At 72.0% G+C, this 21,507-nt stretch carries 16 protein-coding genes and 2 pseudogenes; 10 read left to right on the forward strand and 8 right to left on the reverse strand.

Annotated elements, in window-relative coordinates; all coding sequences use genetic code 11:
- Window positions 1–49: 49 nt before the first annotated feature.
- Window positions 50–748 carry a c-type cytochrome gene (locus tag AC3ANR_RS18035; protein ID WP_488289484.1) on the reverse strand — a complete coding sequence of 233 codons (699 nt, stop codon included), beginning with the start codon at window positions 746–748 and terminating at the stop codon, window positions 50–52.
- Window positions 749–831: 83 nt separating this feature from the next.
- On the opposite strand from AC3ANR_RS18035, the gene yihA reads away from it, so the two are divergent.
- Together yihA and AC3ANR_RS18045 are read left to right on the forward strand one after the other, a co-directional pair.
- Window positions 832–1,500, forward strand: coding sequence for a ribosome biogenesis GTP-binding protein YihA/YsxC (gene yihA / locus AC3ANR_RS18040; RefSeq protein ID WP_488289485.1), 669 nt, complete (start codon window positions 832–834; stop codon window positions 1,498–1,500).
- Window positions 1,497–2,417: an alpha/beta fold hydrolase gene (locus AC3ANR_RS18045; protein WP_488289486.1), complete on the forward strand. Its 921-nt coding sequence runs from the start codon at window positions 1,497–1,499 to the stop codon at window positions 2,415–2,417. Before yihA ends, AC3ANR_RS18045 begins: the two co-directional genes overlap by 4 nt.
- Before the next feature lie 7 nt (window positions 2,418–2,424).
- On the opposite strand, the gene AC3ANR_RS18050 is transcribed toward AC3ANR_RS18045, so the two are convergent.
- Window positions 2,425–3,291 (reverse strand): LpxL/LpxP family acyltransferase, encoded by an 867-nt coding sequence (locus AC3ANR_RS18050; RefSeq protein WP_488289487.1) that lies wholly within the window; start codon window positions 3,289–3,291, stop codon window positions 2,425–2,427.
- Window positions 3,291–4,109 carry a lysophospholipid acyltransferase family protein gene (locus tag AC3ANR_RS18055; protein WP_488289488.1) on the reverse strand — a complete coding sequence of 273 codons (819 nt, stop codon included), beginning with the start codon at window positions 4,107–4,109 and terminating at the stop codon, window positions 3,291–3,293. Before AC3ANR_RS18055 ends, AC3ANR_RS18050 begins: the two co-directional genes overlap by 1 nt.
- 140 nt (window positions 4,110–4,249) lie before the next feature.
- Here AC3ANR_RS18055 and metK point away from each other — a divergent pair, with 140 nt between their 5' ends.
- Complete coding sequence (gene metK, locus AC3ANR_RS18060; RefSeq protein WP_488289489.1) at window positions 4,250–5,431, forward strand: methionine adenosyltransferase; 1,182 nt, start codon at window positions 4,250–4,252, stop codon at window positions 5,429–5,431.
- 288 nt (window positions 5,432–5,719) lie between these two features.
- Here metK and AC3ANR_RS18065 read toward each other — a convergent pair whose 3' ends face one another.
- Window positions 5,720–6,616, reverse strand: a complete 897-nt coding sequence (locus AC3ANR_RS18065) for a hypothetical protein (protein WP_488289490.1) — start codon at window positions 6,614–6,616, stop codon at window positions 5,720–5,722.
- Between the two features lie 234 nt (window positions 6,617–6,850).
- On the opposite strand from AC3ANR_RS18065, the pseudogene AC3ANR_RS18070 reads away from it, so the two are divergent.
- The 5 genes and pseudogenes from AC3ANR_RS18070 to AC3ANR_RS18090 all read left to right on the forward strand — a co-directional run.
- Window positions 6,851–7,894: pseudogene (locus AC3ANR_RS18070) on the forward strand (ferritin-like domain-containing protein); the annotation flags it as partial.
- A gap of 306 nt (window positions 7,895–8,200) precedes the next feature.
- Window positions 8,201–8,578, forward strand: a pseudogene (locus AC3ANR_RS18075) (ferritin-like domain-containing protein); the annotation flags it as partial.
- Between the two features lie 35 nt (window positions 8,579–8,613).
- Window positions 8,614–11,223 (forward strand): DNA ligase D, encoded by a 2,610-nt coding sequence (gene ligD, locus AC3ANR_RS18080; protein ID WP_488289491.1) that lies wholly within the window; start codon window positions 8,614–8,616, stop codon window positions 11,221–11,223.
- Window positions 11,220–11,978: a histidine phosphatase family protein gene (locus AC3ANR_RS18085; RefSeq protein ID WP_488289492.1), complete on the forward strand. Its 759-nt coding sequence runs from the start codon at window positions 11,220–11,222 to the stop codon at window positions 11,976–11,978. The genes ligD and AC3ANR_RS18085 overlap by 4 nt, the downstream gene beginning before the upstream one ends.
- The gene (locus tag AC3ANR_RS18090; protein ID WP_488289493.1) at window positions 11,953–12,876 is read left to right on the forward strand and encodes an NAD(P)H-hydrate dehydratase; all 924 of its coding nucleotides are present in this window, start codon (window positions 11,953–11,955) and stop codon (window positions 12,874–12,876) included. The genes AC3ANR_RS18085 and AC3ANR_RS18090 overlap by 26 nt, the downstream gene beginning before the upstream one ends.
- Before the next feature lie 66 nt (window positions 12,877–12,942).
- Here the strand turns inward: AC3ANR_RS18090 and AC3ANR_RS18095 are convergent, their stop codons facing one another.
- The 3 genes from AC3ANR_RS18095 to AC3ANR_RS18105 form a co-directional block, all read right to left on the reverse strand.
- Window positions 12,943–14,097 (reverse strand): FAD-dependent oxidoreductase, encoded by a 1,155-nt coding sequence (locus AC3ANR_RS18095; protein WP_488289494.1) that lies wholly within the window; start codon window positions 14,095–14,097, stop codon window positions 12,943–12,945.
- A 122-nt stretch (window positions 14,098–14,219) separates the two neighbouring features.
- On the reverse strand, window positions 14,220–14,783 hold the full coding sequence (locus tag AC3ANR_RS18100; RefSeq protein ID WP_488289495.1) for an acyloxyacyl hydrolase: 564 nt from the start codon (window positions 14,781–14,783) through the stop codon (window positions 14,220–14,222).
- A 284-nt stretch (window positions 14,784–15,067) separates the two neighbouring features.
- A complete protein-coding gene (locus tag AC3ANR_RS18105) occupies window positions 15,068–15,427 on the reverse strand; it encodes a group I truncated hemoglobin (protein ID WP_488289496.1) in 360 nt (119 codons plus the stop codon).
- A 55-nt stretch (window positions 15,428–15,482) separates the two neighbouring features.
- On the opposite strand from AC3ANR_RS18105, the gene AC3ANR_RS18110 reads away from it, so the two are divergent.
- The gene (locus AC3ANR_RS18110) at window positions 15,483–18,893 is read left to right on the forward strand and encodes an ATP-binding protein (protein WP_488289497.1); all 3,411 of its coding nucleotides are present in this window, start codon (window positions 15,483–15,485) and stop codon (window positions 18,891–18,893) included.
- 137 nt (window positions 18,894–19,030) lie between these two features.
- Here AC3ANR_RS18110 and glmS read toward each other — a convergent pair whose 3' ends face one another.
- Window positions 19,031–20,881 (reverse strand): glutamine--fructose-6-phosphate transaminase (isomerizing), encoded by a 1,851-nt coding sequence (glmS, locus tag AC3ANR_RS18115; RefSeq protein ID WP_488289498.1) that lies wholly within the window; start codon window positions 20,879–20,881, stop codon window positions 19,031–19,033.
- Window positions 20,882–21,012: 131 nt separating this feature from the next.
- Here glmS and AC3ANR_RS18120 point away from each other — a divergent pair, with 131 nt between their 5' ends.
- Window positions 21,013–21,504, forward strand: coding sequence for an Lrp/AsnC family transcriptional regulator (locus AC3ANR_RS18120; protein WP_488289499.1), 492 nt, complete (start codon window positions 21,013–21,015; stop codon window positions 21,502–21,504).
- The last annotated feature ends 3 nt before the right edge of the window (window positions 21,505–21,507 follow it).

A 21,507-nucleotide genomic window follows, 5' to 3' on the forward strand; every position in this document is an offset into this window, starting at 1 on the left:
AGAGTCGGCGACCGCCCGGGAGGTTCCCTGCGCGGCGCCCGGTGCTGATCTAGCGCAAGCCGGCGATGTAGTCGGCCACGGCGCGGATCTCGCGGTCGTTGAGCTTGGCCGCCACTTGCGCCATCTGCGGACTGTTCTTGCGCACGCCGTCGCGGAACGCCGTGAGCTGGGCGACGGTGTAGTCGGCATGCTGGCCGGACAGGCGCGGGTACTGGGCCGGGATGCCGGCGCCGTTGGGGCTGTGGCAACCGGCGCAGGCGGCGATCTGGCGGTCGGCGATGCCGCCGCGGTAGATCTTCTCGCCCATCGTGACCAGTTCCTTGTCCTTGGCAAAGCCTTCCTTGGCCTTGTTGGAGGCGACGTAGTAGCCGATGTTGCGCATGTCGGCGTCGCTCAGCTGGGCCGCGAAGCCCTGCATGACGGCGTTCTGCCGCTTGCCGGCCTTGAACTCCTGCAGCTGCTTGATGATGTATTCGGGGTGCTGCTGCGCCAGCTTGGGGTTGGCCGGGATGCCCGAGTTGCCGCCGGCGCCGTGGCAGGCCACGCAGACGGCGGTGAACTTGGACTCGCCCTGCGCCAGGTCCGGCTTGGCGGGCTGCTGCGCCTTGGCCTCGCCGGCGGGCTTGGCTTCGCCCGCGGGCTTGGCTGCGGCAGCCGCAGGCTTTTCGGCCGCGGGGGCCTGGGCCAGGGAATCGAGCGCGGGCAGGCCGATCAGGGCCGCCGTCAGCAGGGAAGCGAGCAACTTCATGAGCGTCTTCGGAGTTCTTGGGCGCAAAACCGCACGATTCTACAATGCGCCCTTCAGCCACCGACCGAGTCGGGATCCATCGCATGACCGCAACACCGGGCGCCGGCGCCCCCCACCCGAGCCCGGCCGATGCGGCCGTCGCGTGGATGCACACGGCCCGCTTCCTCACCACCGCCCCCAAGCTGGAGTTCCTGCCGCCGCACGAGCACCCCGAAATCGCCTTCGTGGGGCGCTCCAACGCCGGCAAGTCCACCTGCATCAACACGCTCACGCAGCAAAAGCGCCTGGCGTTCGCCTCCAAGACGCCCGGCCGCACCCAGAGCATCAACCTGTTCTCCCTGGGCAAGCAGGGCATCACCGACGCCGTGCTGGCCGACTTGCCCGGCTACGGCTACGCCGCCGTGCCCAAGCAGGACAAGCTGCGCTGGCAGCAGGTGATGGCCAACTACCTCGTGAGCCGGCCGAACCTGCGCGGGGTCGTCCTGCTCACCGACCCGCGGCTCGGACTGACCGAGCTGGACGACGTCCTGCTGGAAGTGATCCGGCCGCGCGTCGAGCAGGGCCTGAAGCTGCTGGTGCTGCTGACCAAGGCCGACAAGCTCACCCGCAGCGAGGCGGCCAAGGCGCTGTCGATCGCCCGGCTGCAGACGGCCGGCGGCGAGGTCAAGCTGTTCTCGGCCCTCAAGCGCCAGGGCGTGGCCGAGACCGCCCTGCTGCTGTGGCAGTGGACGCACCCGGAGGCCGGCGCGTGATCGAGACCTGGCTGCAGCCGCTGCCGCACGGCATCACGCTCAGCTGCCGGGCCGCCGGCGCGCGCGGGCGGCCGGTGCTGCTGTTCCTGCACGGCTTTCCCGAGGCCGCGTTCGTGTGGGACGAGCTGCTCGAGCAGTTCGCGCAGCCGCAGCACGGCGGCTACCGGTGCGTGGCCCCCAACCTGCGCGGCTTCGAGCGCTCCAGTGCGCCCGCGGAGGTGAGTGCCTACCGGGCCAAGCACCTGGTGCAGGACATCGCGGCGCTGATCGCCAGCGAAGGCGGGCGCCTGGAATGCCTGGTGGCGCACGACTGGGGCGGCGCCGTGGCGTGGAACCTGGCCAACCAGCTGCCGCAACTGGCCCGGCGGCTGGCGATCATCAACTCGCCGCACCCGGGCACGTTCCTGCGCGAGCTGCGCGACAACCCCGCCCAGCAGCAGTCCAGCGCATACATGAACTTCCTGATCCGGCCCGACGCCGAGCGGCTGCTGGCCGAGAACGACTACCAGCGCCTGTGGGGTTTCTTCACCGGCTGGGGCGGCGCCGACTGGCTGACCGAGCCGGTCCGGCAGCAGTACCGCGAGGTGTGGAACGGCCCGGCGGGCGGGCCGCCCGGTGCGGGGCTGACCGGCGGCTGCAACTACTACCGCGCCTCGCCGCTGCGCCCGCCGCGGCCGGAGGACCCCGCCGCCGCCGCGGTCACGCTGCCGCCGGAGATGCTCACCATCGCGTTGCCGACACTGGTGCTGTGGGGGATGGAGGACGCCGCGCTGCCGCCCGCGCTGGTCGACGGCCTGGAGCAGTTCATCCCCGACCTGACGCTCGAGCGCGTCGCGGGCGCGACGCACTGGATCGTGCACGAACGGCCGCAGTTCGTGGCCGAGCGGCTGGGCGCCTTCCTGGCGCGGCCGGCCTAGAGCGCCGTCAGTAGACCGGCCGCGCGCCGGGCGGGCGCGACTTGAAGCGCTTGTGCACCCAGTAGTACTGCTCCGGCATGCCGTCGATGTAGTCCTGCAGCCGCTCGTTCATCAGCGCGGTGTCGGCCTCGAGGTCGTCGGTCGGGAAGTCGCGCCAGGCGGGAAGCACCTGCACGTCGTAGCCCTGCGGCGTGATGCGCGTGAGCAGCGGCACCACCTTGGCCCGGCCCAGGCGCGCGAAGCGCGAGAGCGACGGCACGGTGGCCGCGGGCACGCCGTAGAACGGCACGAAGATCGATTCCTCGGCGCCGAAGTTCATGTCCGGCAGCAGGCACAGGGGCACGCCTTCGCGCAGCTTGCTCACCACCGCCTTCACGCCGTCGGCGCGCTGGAACAGCCGCACGTTGCCGAACCGCTCGCGGCCCTTGCGGATCCAGGCGTCCACCACCCGGTTCTTCTGGTGCGTGTAGATGGTCATGAACGGCCGCGGGTTGTCCAGCGTGAGGGCGGTCCAGCCCGCGTCCATGCCCACGAAGTGCGGCCAGAAGATCACCGTCGGCTCGTTGCCCTGCAGCTCCGCCAGCGCGCCGGTCAGCCGCACGCGCGCGCGCACCTGCTGGGGCGTGCCGTGCCAGATCCAGCTGCGATCGAGCCACGCCTGCGCGAACGCGATGAACACGCGCGGCACCACCGCGCGCCGCTGCGCCTCGGTCCAGTGCGGGAAGCACAGGTCCAGGTTCACGCGCACCACGTGCCGCCGCGCGGGCACGACCAGGAAGAGCACCCAGCCGAGCGCCCAGCCCAGGGCGCGCACCCACGACAGCGGCAGCGGTGCCATCAGGCGCATCGCCAGGACGCCCAGCCGGCTGAACATCAGGTGGCCTCCCGCGGCGTCTTGTAGCGGGCGTAGCCCCACAGGTACTGGGCCGGGCATTCCCGGATGAGCGATTCCATCGCCCCGTTGACCTGCTCGGCGGCGCGCCCGGCCTCGGCGGCCAGTTCGCCCGTCCAGGGGCGCAGCCGGATGCGGTAGCCGCGCCCGTGCGCGAGCCGCTCGCCCCAGGCCAGCAGCACCACCGCGCCCGCCTGCCGTGCGAGCCGCGCCGACAGCGTCATCGTGTAGGCCGGCCGGCCGAAAAACGGCGCCCACAGGCCCAGCCCGTTGGGCGGCACCTGGTCGGGCAGCAGGCCCACGGCCTGGCCCGCCTGCAGGGCCTTGAGCATCTGCTTGACGCCCGACAGCGTGGTGGGCGCCGTGAACAGGTTGTGCCGCCGGCGCGCGCCGTCGACCAGCGGACGCAGCCAGGCCTTGCGCGCCGGCCGGTACAGCACGGTGATGGGACCGTAGCGCTGCGCGTACCCCTGGGCGGTCGCCTCGAAGCAGCCCAGGTGCGGCGTGAGGAACACGATGCCCCGGCCGGCGGCCAGGGCTTCGTCGATGAGGTGCTCGCCCGACCATTCGATGCGCGTCGGCCGGCCGAACCACAACCGCGGCACCTCGGCCACCAGCCGGCCCGCGGCGGCCACGGCCCCGCGCACCTCGGCAAAGGCATAGCCGGCCTGGCGGGCGTTGGCCAGGAAGCGCTGCCGGTAGGTGGGCGAGGCCAGGAAGGCCAGCCAGCCGAGGGCCCAGCCGATCGCGTGGAGGAGCGCCAGCGGCAGCACGGCCAGCACGCGGAACAGTGTGGTCACGAGGCTTGAATTAAAATCGGGTCGTCGCCGAGTTACTGAACTACTTGCGGGGCGACGTAAAAAAAATTCTGCTAAAGCGTTCGCCCGAAGCTCCGGCCAAGGCAACGCGCCTTGCAACCGAACCGCTGGAGTTTATTCAAATGGCGAACGACTTCCTCTTCACCTCCGAATCGGTGTCGGAGGGCCATCCGGACAAGGTGGCGGACCAGATCTCCGATGCGATCCTGGACGCGATCTTCCAGCAGGACCCGCGCAGCCGCGTGGCCGCCGAGACGCTGACCAACACCGGCCTCGTCGTGCTGGCCGGCGAGATCACCACCAACGCGCACGTGGACTACATCCAGGTCGCGCGCGACACCATCAAGCGCATCGGCTACGACAACACCGAGTACGGCATCGACTACAAGGGTTGCGCGGTGCTGGTGGCGTACGACAAGCAGTCCAACGACATCGCCCAGGGGGTCGACCACGCGAGCGACGACCACCTGAACACCGGCGCCGGCGACCAGGGCCTGATGTTCGGCTACGCGTGCGACGAGACCCCCGTGCTGATGCCCGCGCCGATCTACTATGCCCACCGCCTCGTGGAGCGCCAGGCGCAGCTGCGCAAGGACGGCCGGCTGCCGTTCCTGCGCCCGGACGCCAAGAGCCAGGTCACGATGCGCTACGTCGACGGCAAGCCGCACAGCATCGACACCGTGGTGCTGTCGACGCAGCACAGTCCCGAGCAGAGCGATGGCCACAAGATGAAGCCCTCGTTCGTCGAGGCGGTGATCGAGGAGATCATCAAGCCCGTGCTGCCCAAGGAGTGGCTGAAGGACACGCGCTACCTGATCAACCCCACCGGCCGTTTCGTCATCGGCGGCCCGCAGGGCGACTGCGGCCTCACCGGCCGCAAGATCATCGTCGACACCTACGGCGGCGCCTGCCCGCACGGCGGCGGCGCCTTCTCGGGCAAGGACCCGTCCAAGGTGGACCGCTCGGCGGCCTACGCCGCCCGCTACGTGGCCAAGAACATCGTCGCCGCGGGCCTGGCGCGCCAGTGCCAGATCCAGGTCGCCTACGCCATCGGCGTGGCCAAGCCGATGAACGTGACGGTCTACACCGAAGGCACCGGCGCCATCCCGGACGAGAAGATCGCCGCGCTGGTGAACGAGCACTTCGACCTGCGCCCCAAGGGCATCGTCCAGATGCTGGACCTGCTGCGCCCGATCTACGAGAAGACCGCCGCCTACGGCCACTTCGGCCGCGAGGAGCCCGAGTTCAGCTGGGAAAAGACGGACAAGGCTGCCGCGCTGCGTGCAGCGGCCGGCCTCAAATGAGGCCGGCAACCGCGTAGCGGTTCGGCAGACTTGGGGGACCGCTCATCTCGCGCAGCGAGGTGATGCGGTCACCACACGGCCCAAGCGCTGCGTGCAGCGGCCGGCCTCAAATGAGGCCGGCAACCGCGTAGCGGTTCGGCAGACTTGGGGGACCGCTCATCTCGCGCAGCGAGGTGATGCGGTCACCACACGGCCCAAGCGCTGCGTGCAGCGGCCGGCCTCAAATAGAGCAGGCAGCGGAAACAAGGGGCCGGCGCCGCGAGGTGCCGGCCCTTTGTCCTTCAGGCCTCAGTCGATCAGCTTCTGCTGGCGCTCGATCTCCTCGCGCTTCATCGCGACGTAGGTCGGGCGGTCCATCTCGTGCAGCTGGGTCGCATAGTGCTCGCTGGCGTTGAACCAGACCTGGATCCGCTTCTCGGCCTGCTGGGCGGCCGGCGCCGACAGCGACTCCATGTAGGCGTCGATGGCCAGGTAGTAGCGCATCGAGGTGCGCTCGATGGCCCCTCGAACGCCCCGGATGTACTCCGGCTTGCCCTTCGCGTCGCGCCCGACGACGGTGAAGCCGACCTTGTCCGCGCCCACGCTCCCCAGGTAGGCCTGCATCGCCACCCGGCCGGTGAAGCCGAAGCCGTACGAATACGTCAGCCGCAGGAAGGTCCGGCCCGAGTCGATGGGCACCGCCGCGATCACGATCCGGTAGTCGTGCGTGCCCATCGGGCCGTTGCGCGCATTCATCCTCGCCTCGAAGTGGTCGCTGGCGGCATCGACGTTGCGCCAGGCGAACTGCAGCTTGAAGGTCTGCGCCAGCGGCTGGTCGTACTTGCGACCGATGCGAAGCAAGAGGGCCGGCCCGTCGTCGGCGGTGATGGCGTGGCAGTACTTGGTGTTGAACGGCAGGATCAGGATGTCGCACCAGTGCACCGGGTCCTTCAGCGCCGCGGAGACCGTGGCGAACGGATGGTCCAGCACCGCGAAGACGTCGCCGGTGAGCCGGTTCTTTTCCTCGGTGGAGTCGACGTGCAACGCGTGCCCGAATTCGTTGGGCCGCAACTCGTCGCGCAGCTGCGCGTAGCGCGCGCGCAGCTCGCCGCCATCGGCCCACGCCCCGAGCGGCAGCCACGCAGCGGCCAGCCCCAGCAGCAGGCTGGCGGCGAGGCGGCGGCAGGCAAGGCGAAGCGGCTGCATGACAACGATTGTGCGATGGAAGGCGAGCGTGCGCGCACCGGCTTCGCGGGGCTGTAGGACGGATCAGCGACCAGCTGTGCGGCGCCCGAAATCGCGCATCGGGACCGCGCCGCCGTTTTCCTACACCCGGTGCAACGCTTGACTGACGGCCCAGTTTGGAGCGCCCGCCGGAAGATGGGTCTTGCCGCGGCCGCGCCGGCCGCATCAGGACACACATCCAAGGAGAGCATCGCCATGGCAGCAGAAGACAGGGAAGACAGGGACTTCAACCGTGACCCGTTGACGGACGAACCCGGTGCGCATCCGGTGGGCACCGGCGTCGGCGCCGCCGGCGGGGCAGTGGCCGGCGCGGCCGCGGGCACCATCGGCGGCCCCGTGGGCACGCTGGTCGGCGGTGTCATCGGCGCCGTGGTCGGCGGCCTGGCCGGCAAGGCCGCTGCCGAGGCGGTGAACCCCACGGCCGAGGAGGCGCACTGGCGCGACAACTACACGCGCGAGCCCTACTACGAGAAGGGCCGCACCTTCGACGACTACGGTCCGGCCTACATGCACGGCGTGCGCGGCCGCATGCAGCACGACACCGACTGGGACCTGGCGGAGCCCCGCCTCGCGTCCGAATGGGACGACGCGCGCGCCGGCTCCGGCCTCAGCTGGGACCAGGCCCGTCCGGCCAGCCGCGCGGCCTGGGACCGCGTGGAGACCACGCGCGGCAACGCGACGGGCAGCGCCATGGCCATGAGCGGCGGCACGGACATGGCGCGCAGCCGCGCCGGCCTGGGCCGCGACACGGGCGCCGCCGGCCTGGTGGGCTCGGCCCAAAGCGCCGGCAACATGAGCGGCGACCGCGGCGACGTCATCGACGCGCTGCAGGACCTGGTGGAGTGCTGCAAGGACGGCGAGTACGGCTTTCGCGAGAGCGCCGAGCAGGCGCAAAGCGCGGAGCTCAAGTCCATCCTGCAGCAGCGCGCGCAGGACTGCCGCCGCGGCGCCGACGAACTGAACGAGCAGATCCGCAACCTGGGCGGGACGGTCAAGGACAGCGGCAGCGCCATGGGTGCGATGCACCGCGGCTGGGTGTCGGTCAAGTCGGCGCTGAGCACCCAGGACGACAAGGCCGTGCTCGAGGAATGCGAGCGCGGCGAGGACAACGCGGTGGCGCGCTACCGCAAGGCGCTCAAGCAACCGCTGCCGGCCGACGTGCAGCGCATCGTCGAGCGCCAGTTCCAGGGCGTGCAGCGCAACCACGACCAGATCCGGCAGATGCGGGACCGCTATCGCAACCAGGGCGACCTGGGCCGCGACACCGGCGCCGCCCTCGGCGCCCGCTCGACGGCGGACACGGGCACGACGATGCGCAGCACCCTGGGCGGCTCGACGATGACGGCCGGCCCCGGCGGCATGGCCATGTCGATGAACGACGGCACGATGGACTCGCGCATGGAGCCGGCCGCCGACCGCAACACCGGCGTGGCCGGCATGGTCGGCGCCGCCCAGAGCGCGGGCAACATGAGCGGCGATCGTGGCGACGTGATCGATGCGCTGCAGGACCTGGTCGAGTGCTGCAAGGACGGCGAGTATGGTTTCCGCGAGAGCGCCGAGCAGGCCAAGCGGCCGGACCTGAAGTCGCTGTTCCTGCAGCGGGCCGACGACTGCCGGCGCGGCGCCGAGGAGCTGAACGAGCAGATCCGCGCCCTGGGCGGCTCGCCCAGGGACAGCGGCAGCGCGCTCGGCGCGATGCACCGCGGCTGGGTGTCGGTGCGTTCGGCCCTCACCACCTACGACGACCGCGCCGTGCTGGAGGAGTGCGAGCGCGGCGAGGACAACGCGCTGGCGCGCTACCGCAAGGCGCTCAAGCAGCCGCTGCCCGCGCAGGTGCAGCAGGTGGTGGAGCGGCAGGCGCAGGCCGTGCAGCGCAACCACGACCAGGTCAAGATGCTGCGCGACGCCACGCAACGCACGTGACACGGGGCGGGGGCAACCCCGCCCTCCCGCCCTGCATGGCCGACGACGACCGACCGACCCCCGCCGATGCGCTGAGAACCTACCGGGCCAAGCGCAGGTTCGATGCCACGCCCGAGCCCGCCGAGGGCGGCGTGGCCAACGAGGCCGAGCGGGCGTTCGTCATCCAGAAGCACTGGGCCACGCGGCTGCACTACGACTTCCGGCTCGAGCTGGACGGCACGATGAAGAGCTGGGCCGTCCCCAAGGGGCCCAGCTTCGACCCGCACGACAAGCGGATGGCCATGCCCACCGAGGACCATCCGATCGCCTACAACCGGTTCGAAGGCACGATCCCGCCCGGCAACTACGGCGCGGGCAAGGTGATCATCTGGGACAAGGGCACCTGGATCCCGCTGGAGGATCCGCACCGGGGCTTTCGCGACGGCAAGCTCAAGTTCGAGCTGCGCGGGCACAAGCTGCGCGGCCACTGGACGCTGGTGCGCATGAAAGGCCGGGCCCAGGGCAAGCGCGAGGACCCGTGGCTGCTGATCAAGGAGCGTGACGAATTCGCGCGGCCGGCCGCCGAGTACAGCGTCGTCGACGAGCACGCCGACAGCGTGGCCGAGCTGGACGACCGCCCCGCTGCCGTCGCCGCCGCGGCAGACCCGGACCCTCCCGCGGCCGAGGCGGCCGCCTCCGGCCCGCCGCCGGGCTCGGTGCCCGCGGGGCTTCCCGAGCAGATGCAGCCGCAGCTGGCCACGCTCGCCAGCGAACCGCCGGCCGACGACGGCAACTGGCTGTACGAGATCAAGTTCGACGGCTACCGCATGCTGGCGCGCGCCGAAGGCGGCCGCGTGCGGCTGGTCACCCGCAACGGCAACGACTGGACGCCCCGCCTGCCCGCGCTGCGCCAGGCGCTGGAGGCCATGGAGCTGCCCGACGGCTGGTACGACGGCGAGATCATCATGCCCGGCGAACAGTCGCCGTCGGACTTCCAGGCGCTGCAGGGCGCGTTCGACACCTCGCGCACCGCCGCCATCGTCTACTACCTGTTCGACCTGCCCTACTGCGCCGGCTATGACCTGCGCCGGGCCACGCTGCAGGATCGCCGCGCCGTGCTGCGCCGGATCGTGGAGCGCAAGCCCCAGCCGCAGGTGCGCTTCTCGGAGGTGTTCGATGCCCGGCCGCAGGACGTCGTGGCCTCGGCCTGCAAGCTCGGCCTGGAGGGCGTGATCGCCAAGCGGCGCGACTCGGCCTACGTGACGCGCCGCTCGGCCGACTGGCTCAAGCTCAAGTGCACGCAGCGGCAGGAATTCGTGATCGCCGGCTGGACCGACCCCAAGGGCTCGCGCACCGGCATCGGATCGCTGCTGCTGGGTGTGCACGACGCGCAGGGGCGGCTGCAGTACGCGGGCAACGTCGGCACCGGCTTCAACGAGCGCTCGCTGCGCGACCTGCGCCAGCGCCTCGATGCGCTGGCGGCGGATGCGAGCCCGTTCACCTCCGCGGCCGGCGTGCCGCGCGGCGCGCACTGGGTGCAGCCGCAGCTGCTGGCCGAAGTCGCGTTCGGCGAGTGGACGCGCGAGGGCCGCATCCGGCACTCGGTGTTCCACGGACTGCGCGCGGACAAGCCGGCGTCGGCCATCACCCGCGAGCAGGCCAAGCACCCGCCCGCGCGGTCTACGGCGCCCGCGGGCGGTGCGCGCGCGCGCACCAGGGCGGCGAAGGCCGCGGCCGCGGCGCCGGCCGATCCGCCCGCGCTGCCTTCGACGCTGCGCGTGAGCAATCCCGAACGCGTGGTCGATGCCGAGAGCGGCATCACCAAGATCGAGCTCGTGCGCTACTACGCGCTGGTGGCGCCGCTGATGATGGAGCACCTGCGCGGCCGGCCGATCGCGATGGTGCGCGCACCGGATGGCATCGGCGGCCAGCTGTTCTTCCAGAAGCACCTGGACCGCTACAAGATGCCCGGCGTCGTGCAGCTGGACCCGGCCGTCTTTCCCGGCCATCCGCCGATGCTGGAAGTCGCCGGCCCCGAGGGCCTGCTGTCGGCCGCACAGATGAACGTCGTCGAATTCCACACCTGGAATGCCGTCGACGGCGCCCGCGACACGCCCGACCGCATGACGTTCGACCTCGACCCCGGCGAGGGCGTGACCTGGGCGCACATGCAGGAGGCGGCGATGCTCGTGCGCGCCTTCCTGGAGGAGCTCGGGCTGCCCGCCTGGCTCAAGACCAGCGGCGGCAAGGGCCTGCACGTGGTGGTGCCGCTCAAGCCCAGGTTCGGCTGGGATCCGGTCAAGGACTTCTCGCAGGCGATCGTCACCCACCTGGCGCGCACCATCCCGCAGCGCTTCGTGGCCAAGAGCGGGCCGAAGAACCGGGTCGGCCGCATCTTCATCGACTACCTGCGCAACGGCCTGGGCGCCACCACGGTGTCGGCCTGGTCGGCACGCGCGCGGCCGGGCCTGGGCATCTCAGTGCCGGTGCGCTGGGAGGAGCTGCCGGCGCTACGCAGCGGCGCGGAGTGGACCGTGCGCACGGTGCACGAGCGGCTGGCCGAAGGCAACGCGCCGTGGGACGGCTACGCGGCCAGCAGCGTGTCGCCCGCGGCCGCGATGAAGAAGCTGGGCTTTCGCCCCGCCGAAGAGGCCCGCACGCCGTGACGAACGACTGGCCCCGATCGCTGTGGATCGTCCGGCACGGGCAGAGCGCCGGCAACGTGGCCCGCGACGCCGCCGAAGCGGCGGGGCTGCACGTCATCGACATCGCGGAGCGCGACATCGACGTGCCGCTGTCCCCGCTGGGCCGTGAGCAGTCGCACGCGCTCGGCCACTGGTTCGGCCAGCTGCCGCCCGACCGCCGGCCGGAGGTGGTGCTGACCTCGCCCTACGTGCGGGCGCGCCAGACCACGCGCATCCTGATGGAGGCGGCGGGGCTGGATCCGCGCCACGTGCGGGTGCGCACGGACGAGCGGCTGCGCGAGAAGGAGTTCGGCCTGCTCGACCGGCTGACGGTGCTGGGCATCCGCAACAAGTACCCGGAACTGGCCGAGCAGCGCCTGCACGTGGGCAAGTTCTACTTCCGGCCGCCGGGCGGCGAGAGCTGGTGCGACGTGATCCTGCGGCTGCGCAGCGTGGTGGAGATGGTCTCGCGCGAGCATGCCGGCCAGCGCGTGCTCGTGGTCGCCCACCAGGTCATCGTCAACTGCATGCGCTACCTGCTCGAATGCATGGAGGAGCACGAGATCCTCGCGCTCGACCGGCAGGCCGACGTGCCCAATTGCGGCGTCACGTCGTACGAGCACGACCGGGATGCCGGCGGGCTGGTGGTCGACCTGGTCAATTTCGTCGCGCCGCTGCGGCAGGCCGGCGCCCCCGTCACGACGGAGCCCGATGCACTGGCCGCGCCCAAGCCCTGACGACCCGCTGGCTGCCGCGCCCCGGCGCCTGGACGCGGCCGCGCTGCGCGGCTGGCCGCTGCCACCGCTGGCCGCCTCGGTCGACAAGGAAGCGCGCGGCCGGGTGCTGGTGATCGCGGGCAGCCGCGAGGTGCCCGGCGCCGCGGTGCTGGCCGCGACGGCGGCGCTGCGCGCGGGGGCCGGCAAGCTGGCGGTCGCCACCGGCCGCTCGGTGGCCGCGCAGATGGCCTTCGCGCTGCCGGAGGCGCGCGTGATCTCGCTGCCCGAGACGAGCGAAGGCGGCTTCGATCCGGCCGGCGTCGCGGCGCTCGAAGAGGCGGTGTCGGCCGCCTGCTGCGTGCTCGTCGGCCCGGGCCTGATGGACGCGCAGGCCACTTGCGACTTCGTCGCCGCGCTCGCGCCGCTGCTGCCCGGCCGGCGCGTGGTGCTGGATGCGCTGGCGATGGACGCCGCGCCGCACCTGGGCCGCTTCGCCGAGCCCGTGCTGCTCACGCCGCATGCCGGCGAGGTCGCGCACCTCACCGGCCTGACGAAGGACGAGGTGTTGGCGGACCCGGTGCGCGCGGCCGTGGAGACGGCGCAGCGCTGGAACGCGGTCGTGGCCGTCAAGGGCCCCGCGACCGTCATCGCGGCGCCGGACGGCGCGCTGTGGCTGCACGAGGGCGGCAACTCGGGGCTGGCGACCTCCGGCTCGGGCGACACGCTGGCCGGGGCCATCGCCGGGCTGTGCGCGCGCGGCGCCGGCCTGGTGCAGGGCTGCGCCTGGGGCGTGGTGCTGCATGCGCAGGCCGGCGACCGGCTGGCGCGGCGCCTCGGGCCGGTGGGCTACCTGGCGCGCGAGCTGCCGGTGGAAATGCTCGCGGTGCTGCGCGACCTGGACGCGGGCGTCGCGCCGTGAGCCGGTGCGGGCAGCGCATGCGCCTGCATCCGGCCACCGGCACCCCCGCTCCCCACGGCGCCGCCATCAGGCCGGCGGCGCGAAAAGCGACGCGAGGCGCGCCACGGCTCCCTCGGTGAGCGCACGGTCGACGGACGTGTCCTCGTTGTTCCAGTCGTGCTCGCCCTGGGCCTGCACGAGCAGGCCATCCCGGCGCGGCACGACCAGGATGTTGTGGCCGCGCCAGGCAATGCCGTAGTCCACTTCAGACTGCGGAACCAGCCGGGCCGTCTGCCCGCGCACGGGCACCAGGCTGCGGTCGGCGAACAGGGCTCGCGCGCCGTAGCCGGTCGCATGAACGATCGTGCGCTCCCCCAGCCCCGCGAGCTCGCGCGCATGGGTGAACTCGCGCTGCTCGATCTCGCCGCCTTCGCGGAAGAAGTCGTCCAGCAGCAGGCGCGAGTAGCCCGGCAGGTTGAACACCAGCTGCGTGTAGCGCCGCGCGTGCGGCACGCGGAACGGATGCTCGCCCGGCCGCAACGGCACCGACCGCGGCCGCAGGTCGCCCAGCAGCGCCTCCAGGTCGGGGTAGTCGGGCTCGCCGTCGTGCGGCGGCTGCGGCGCGGGCTGGTCGAACGGCACGTCCGAGAGCGCGTAACCGTCGTGCCAGCGCACCGGATCGCCGGCCAGACCGAGCAGCGACTGGTAGGTGCGGAACGACGATCGCGCCATCGCCTCCCAGCGGCGCGCGAATGCCGGCGTGGCGTGCTCCGCCGCGCACAGCCGCGAATCGGGCGACCACACGCCGGTGGCGGCCGAGGAGCGCACCTCCGGCGGCCGCTCCTTGCAGTAGATGCGCACCCGCAGTCCGGCGCGCTGGGCCACGCGCGCGGTCGTGAGCCCGATCGCGCCGCAGCCGATCACGGCCAGGCGCTTCTCGCGCGTGGCCAGGGCCATCGCCACCGCGAGCCTGGCCGAGCCCCAGGAGAGCGACCAGCCGCTGCCGCCGTGGCCGTAGTTGTGGACGATCGTCTTGCCGAAGCGCTCCTCGGCTTCGATGCGCGGGCCGGCGGCGCGGAAGGGCCGCGTGCAGACGCTGATGTCGATGATGCGGTCCGGCGTGGCCCGCATCGGCGCCAGCGGCGCGGGCGAGGCGAACGTGGCGGCCGGTTGCGCGCCCGCGTGCAGCGTGGCGCCGGCGAGCACTGCGCCGCCGGCCTGGATGAATTCGCGTCTTTGCACCACTTGGATCCGGTTCCTGCATCGACCGGTGCGGTCCGGCCGTCGCGGACTGTAGCGCCTCGCGCGGCCCCCGCCCCCTGCGCGCCAGGTGCGAGCGCGAGGGCCTGCACGCCCGCGCGTGCTCAGAACCGCCGCGTGTAGCGGATGGCGACGAAGTTCTCGCCGGGATTGGGCCGCTTGAAGTGCGCGTTCGAATAGTGCTCGAGGCGCAGGGAGACCTCATGCTCGAGGCCGTCGCCGAAGCGCCGGCCCACGCCCAGGTGGTCGCCGAAATTGAAGACGGTGGAGAAGTGCCGGTTTCCGTCGCGGTACACCGGCCAGATCCAGTTCGCGCCGATGCCGACGTCGACGAACCAGCCGGTGCCCCATGCGCGAGGGGACCAGCGCAGCACGGGCGTGATGCCCACGTGGGTGAACGAGCGGTCCTGCAACTCGTCGTGGGTGCGCCAGTTGCCGAGCGTCGCTTCGGTGTAGGCGGTGAGCGTGCCGCCTTGGCCGTCGTACCGCCAGCGCCAGTCCCAGAGCGCGCCGACCGTCCCCGCATCGACGTGGGCCCTGCTGCCGCCCCACTTCAGGAACAGGCCCGAGGGCCGCAGCGTGTCCGACACGCCGCTCGCGACGCAGGGCCCGGCGGCGAGCGCGAGCAGCAGCGCGGTGGCCGCGCGGCACCTCGGCCTTGCCGGCATCGACGCTCTGCCTTGGTGGGCATTCATGGCGCGTGCAAGTATTGCACTCGCATCCCCGCCGTGGTCCGCGAACCAGCCCATGACGCGCGCGACGGCGTCGAATGCTGAGATGCCGCGCCCACGCCGCGGGGCGGCCCGGCCGGCCCGACGGGTGGCCCATCGACCTCGACCGCAGGCAAGCTGCTGGGCCACCTGCCATCCGCCGCCTGCCGTGAGCAGCCGGCAAGCAGCAGGCGTCCGGGCCGCCTGCCGGCTCGCGGACGCCGGGGTCCGACTCGACGGCGCTAGGTGCGAAGCACCTCGCCCTTCATCGAGTAGAGGATGCCGACGACTTCATTGACTTCGGGCGCGCCGACGCCCTGCGTCTGCAGCGCGGCAACGATGTCATCGATCGCGGCCATGAACTCCTGCTCGCTGATGTTCATGCCGGCGTGCGCGGACCGCAGGTCGCGGCCTTCGTAGCGCTGCGGTCCGCCGGCGCCCATGCAGAAGAACTGCGTGCCGATGTGCTTCAGCCGGGGCAGGTCCTTGCCCTGGAAGCGCGGCGCGATCACCGGGTTGACGGCGTGGCGATCGACGAAGTCGTCGACGACGGCAGCGATGGCTCGGGCGCCGCCGAGGCGGTCGTAAAGGGATGCATTCATCATGGCCTCCTGCATGGTTCAGCCGGGAAAACGCAGCCAGGACTCGTACTCGACCATGCCGGCCCAGGCGCTGCCGGGGGCCTCATGGGGAGTGGCGGGATCGGCTGGCGGCGTCGACGGATCCGGGCAGGGGCCCGGCAGGTCCGCACCGTGGTCGGGCGGCGTCGGAATCGGCAGTTCGGTGCTCATCGCATCTCCTGGTGATGATGGGAGTGCGCAGCATCGGCGGCCGCCGTTCCTGGATCGTTCCCGGGCTCGCCCGCCATTGCGGCGCGCGCACGCGCCCTGCAAACTCCCAGCCATGCACCACGACCCACCGCAGCGGGCCGCCACCGTCCGCCTCGGCGTGCGTCTCCTCGGTGGCTTCAGCGTCACGCTCGGCGGCGCGACGGTGCCCGGCCAGCGCTGGACGAGCCTGCGCGCAACGCACCTGGTGCAGTTGCTCGCCCTGGCCGAGCAGCATCGCCTTCCGCGCGAGCAGGCGATCGACGTCCTGTGGCCGCACCTGGATCCGGACGCCGGCGCTGCGAACCTGCGCAAGGCCGCGCACCACGCACGGCATGCGATCGGGCGCCAGGACAGCGTGGTGCTCCAGGGCGGCCTGGTCGTCCTCGGGCCCGCGCTGGAGGTGCTGGTCGATGCGCAGGAGTTCGAGCGGCAGGCGCGCAGGGCGCTGGCCGCGGGCGTCCCGGGCGCCTGTGCGGAGGCCGCGGCCCTCTATGCCGGCGGGTTGCTGCCGGCCGCGCCGTACGAGGCCTGGCTCGAGCCGGCGCGCGAGCGGCTTCATGCCTTGCAGGCCCGGCTGCTGCGCGCCGCGGGTCAATGGGAGGCATTGGTCGACTTGGAGCCGGCCGACGAGCCCGCGCACCGTGCCTTGATGGAGCGCGAACTGGCCAGCGGCAACCGCTCGGCGGCGATCCGCTGGTATGGACGGCTTCGCACCACGCTGCAGAAGACGCTGGGCGTCGCGCCCGACGAAGCCACCCAGGCGCTGTACCGACGCGCCGTGCAAGGGCTGGAGGACCGCGGTCCCGCGCTCGTCGGCCGGGAACTGGTGCGTGCGCGCATCGACGCCTGGCTGGCCCAGCCGCCGCGCCAGCGGCCGGGTGGCGTGCTGCTCGAAGGCCCCGGCGGCATCGGCAAGTCGGCGCTGGCCCGCGCCGTCGGCGCCGACCTGGACGAGGCCGGCTGGACCATTGCTTCGGTCACCGCGGCCCTGCCAGGACGCCCCTACGGCGCGCTGGCCGCGCTGGCCGGGCAACTGGTGCGAGGCCGGCGCGAACTGCTCGACGTCATCGGCGAGGCCGCGCGGGCGGTGCTCGCGCGCCTGGTGCCCCTGGCGGGGCCGGCCGATGCCTTGCCCGGGCCGCTGGGCAGGCACCAGGTGATCGGTGCGTTCCATCGCCTGCTGCTCGCGGCTTCCGATGGCGGCAGCGTGATGCTGCAGGTCGACGATGCGCACCTGCTCGACCATGCCGAGGTCGAAGTCGTGCTGCACCTCGTCTCCGCCGGGCCGCCAGTGTTCGTCTGGCTGTCCGCCCGCCCGCTCTCGCCGGCCACGCCACTGGCGCGCGGCGTGGCGCGGCTCGTGGCGCTGGGCCGCTTGCAGCGGCTCGAGCTCGGCCCGCTCGAGCCGGCGGAACTGCGCCGGCTGGTCGCGGCGGCCGCGTCCGCACCACTGGCCGGCCAGGCGGCCGAACGCATCGTGGCGATGGCGGACGGAAACCCGTTCGTGGCGCTCGAACTCCTGCGCTGCGCGACCGTGCCATCGGCGCGGTTGCCGGCGAGCGTGGCCGAGGCGATCACCGATCGGCTGTGCGACGTCCCCGAGGCCGCCCTGGACCTGCTGCGCCGGCTCGCCCTGGCCAACGATGCCTTCGATGCGCCCACCGCGGCGGCGCTCGCCCCCGGAGGCGAGGCACAGGCCTTCGCGGTGCTCGACCTGGCGCTGCGCCTGGGCACGCTGGTGGTCGACGATGCGCGCTACCGCTTCTGCCACGAGCTGGTGCGGCAGGCGCTGGTCGACCTTGTCGCGCCGCACCACCGCCTGAAGCTGCACCGGGACATCGCGCAGCGCTTGGCCGGGCTCGACGTGCCACCGGCGCTGGTGGCCAGGCACTGGCTCGCCGGTGGCAGCGTGCGCGAGGCGCGCCCCTGGTTGCTCGATGCCGCGCAGGCCGCCTTGCGCCTGGCGGCCTTCAGTGACGTGCTGCGCCATCTCGAGCCGGTGCTCGCCCACGACGGCCGGCACGCCGTAGCCCTGCGGCTGCGCGCGGAGGCGCTGGATGCACTGGGCCATCCGCTCGCGGTGGCCGCCTACCGCGCGGCCGCCGATGCCGACGGCGGGCCGCTCGCCGACGATCTGCGCGTCAAGGCCGCGCTGGCGCAGATCAAGCAGGGCGACCCGAAAGGCGGCGTGCAGGCCCTGCAAGGGCTGTCTCCCTGCACGGACGAAGGGCGGCTGTGCGAGGCCCTGGCCTACAGCGGCGCCGCGGCGCTCGGCGCGGTCGATCCCGCCATCGGCAGCGCGAAGTCGGCCGAAGCGCGCCGCCTCGCGCTGGTGTCGGGCGACACGGGTGCGCTGGTCATCGCGTCATGGGCACATGCCGCGGCCGCGCATGCCCGCGGCGAGCTCGCACAGGCCGTGCGCGTGGACCTGCGCGACACCGCCCAACTGCCGCATCTCGCCGTGCGGGTCTTCGATGGCCAGCTGTGCATGGTGCAGCGCTTCCTGTACGGCGCGCGTCCGTACCCGGAGGTGATCGCCTTCGCGCAAGCCCTGGCCGACGAAGCCAGGCGCCTGGGTTCACGGCGAGGCGAGGCCTTCGGCATCACCATCCGTGGCGAGGCGGAACTGCTCGCCGGCGACATCGACAGTGCCGAACGGCACCTCTCGCAGGGAGTGGACCTCCATCGCGCCATCGGCGCGGCGACCGGCGAGTCGTTCGCGACGCAGCGCCTGGCCGAAGCCTCCATGGCCCGCGGGCGGCTGGACGAGGCGCACGACCGCCTGGCACAGGCGCTGGACCTGGCGCGCCAGACCGACGTCGGCTTCCACCTGCTCGACCGCATCTATGGCGCGCGCATCGCGCTCGCCGACCTCGAAGGCGATGCCCGCTGGACGCTGGAAGACGCGATCGAGTCCGTGCGCGGGCCCCTGGAGACCTGCCCCGGCTGCCGGATCACCTTTGCGGTGCCGGCGGCCATCGCCGCCGCCCGGGCGGGCGATCTCGATCGCGCAGGGGCCTTCGAGGAACAGAGTGCCTACCTCGCCAGGGTCGTCATGCGGCTTCCTGCCTGGCATGCCGCGCACGCGGAGGTCGAAGGGCACATGGCGCTGGCGCGCGGCGCGGACCGCGATGCGGCCTCGCGCTGCTTCGAAGCCGCCACGGCGCAGTTTCGCGATGCCGGCCATGTCCTCGATGCGGCCCGGTGCGCGGAAAAGCTGCGCGCCCTGCGCGGCTGAGTCGCGACTTGGTTCCGGGTCTTTCCGTCGCCCCGTGGCCCCAAGGCCTTGCTCGGGGCGCTGGCACGCGACAGCATGCCGCGAGACCGCCCGTGTCGAGCGCCAAGCCAGGACGACTCGAGCCCCGAGGGGCCAGCTCACTCCACCGTGACGCTCTTGGCCAGGTTCCGCGGCTTGTCCACGTCCGTGCCGCGCGCGCAGGCGGTGTGGTACGCCAGCAGCTGCAGCGGCACGACGTGCAGCAGCGGGCTGAGCGGGCCGTAGTGCTCGGGCATGCGGATCACGTGCAGGCCCTCCTCGCTCTCGATGCGCGAGTCGGCATCGGCCAGCACGTACAGCACGCCGCCGCGGGCACGCACCTCCTGCATGTTGCTCTTGAGCTTTTCCAGCAGGGCGTCGTTGGGCGCCACCGTCACCACCGGCATCTGGCTCGTGACCAGGGCCAGCGGGCCGTGCTTGAGCTCGCCGGCGGCGTAGGCCTCGGCATGGATGTAGGTGATCTCCTTGAGCTTGAGCGCGCCTTCCTGGGCGATCGGGTAGTGCAGCCCGCGGCCCAGGAACAGCGCGTTCTCCTTGCCCGCGAACTGCTCGGCCCAGCCGATGATCTGCGGCTCGAGCGCCAGCACGGCGCCCAGGGCGGCGGGCAGGTGGCGCATGGCCTTCAGGTGCTCGGCCTCCTGTGCCTCGGTGATGCGCCCCTTCGCCTGGGCCAGCGCCAGGGTGAGCAGGAACAGGCCCGCCAGCTGGGTCGTGAACGCCTTGGTGGACGCCACGCCGATCTCGGCGCCGGCGCGCGTGATGTAGGCCAGCTTGCACTCGCGCACCATCGCCGAGGTCGCCACGTTGCACACGGTGAGCGTGTGCTCCATGCCGAGCGAGCGCGCGTGCCGCAGCGCCGCCAGCGTGTCGGCGGTCTCGCCCGACTGGCTGATCGTCACCACCAGCGTGCGCGGATTCGGCACCGACTCCCGGTAGCGGTATTCGCTGGCGATCTCCACCTGCGTCGGAATCCGGGCGATCGCCTCCAGCCAGTACTTGGCCGTGCAGCCGCTGTAGTAGCTGGTGCCGCAGGCCAGGATCAGGACCGAGTCGATCTCCTGGAAGACCTTGTGCGCGCCGTCGCCGAACAGCTCCGGCACCACGGACTGCACGCCCTCCAGCGTGTCGGCGATGGCGCGCGGCTGCTCGAAGATCTCCTTTTGCATGTAGTGGCGGTACGGGCCCAGCTCGGCCGCGCCGCTGTGGACCTGCACGGTGCGCACGGGCCGCGTGACGGCCTTGCCCGCGCGGTCGGCGATCCAGTACTTGCCCAGCTGCATGTCGACGACGTCGCCCTCCTCCAGGTACACGATCTGGTCGGTCACGCCGGCCAGCGCCATCGCGTCGCTGGCCAGGAAGTTCTCGCCCTCCTCGGTGCCCACGCCCAGCACCAGCGGCGAGCCGGCGCGGGCGCCGACCACGCGCAGCGGCTCGTCCTTGCAGAACACGGCGATGGCATAGGCGCCGTGCAGCCGCTGCACCGCGGTCTTCACCGCCTCGAACAGGTCGCCGTCGTAGAGGCTGTCGATCAGGTGGCTGATGACTTCGGTGTCGGTCTGGCTGGCGAAGGCGTAGCCCTTGGCCTTGAGTTCGGCGCGCAGCTCGTCGTGGTTCTCGATGATGCCGTTGTGCACCAGGGCGACCCGCCCCGGCCGGTTGGCGGCGCCCTCACCGGGCCCGTGGCTGAAGTGCGGATGCGCGTTGTGGACGGCCGGCGCGCCGTGCGTGGCCCAGCGCGTGTGGGCGATGCCGGTCGTGCCGGACAGGTGCTCGCGCTCGACCTGCGTCATCAGTTCGGCCACGCGCGAGGTGCTGCGGGCGCGGCGCAGGCCATCCGCATACACGGCGACGCCGCACGAGTCGTAGCCGCGGTATTCCAGCCGTTGCAGGCCCTGGACGAGGATGGGGACGATGTTGCGGGTCGAGACCGCGGCGACGATTCCACACATGAGGCGTGACTCCTTGGTGGCCGGGACTGTAGGCGTCGCGTCGAGAAATTTGCAATCTGAATTCGATGATGAATGGAACGATCTTTCGTGGCGCCCTAGAATTGCAATATTCGTTCATCAGTTAGTGATTCATGGAATCAATTTCCATCGACGCCGTCGACCTGGCTCTGCTGGACCAGCTGCAGGCGGACGCCTCGCTGACCAACCAGGACCTGGCCGCGCGGGTCCATGTCTCCCCGCCGACCTGCCTGCGGCGGGTGGCCCGGCTACGCAAGCTGGGCCTGATCGAGCGGCAGGTCGCGATCCTGGACCGGGACCGGCTGGCGCCCCTGGTCGGCCACGGCCTGCAATCCATCGTCGAGATCACGCTGGACCGCCAGGACGACGAGTCAATGCGCGCCTTCGAGCAGCGCGCGGTCGCCGACGAGGCCGTGCAGCAGTGCTACCGCGTCTCGCCGGGGCCGGACTTCATCCTGGTGGTGCAGGCGCCGGACATGCCGGGCTACCTGGCCGTCGCGCAGCGGCTGTTCACGGCCGACGCGAACGTGCGCAACGTGAAGGCGTTCTTCGCCGTGCGGCGGGCCAAGTTCGACCCGCGGCTGGCCCTGCCCCGGCGGGGCTGAGGC

The sequence above is a fragment of the Ramlibacter sp. JJN2-2R genome (genome assembly GCF_057747835.1).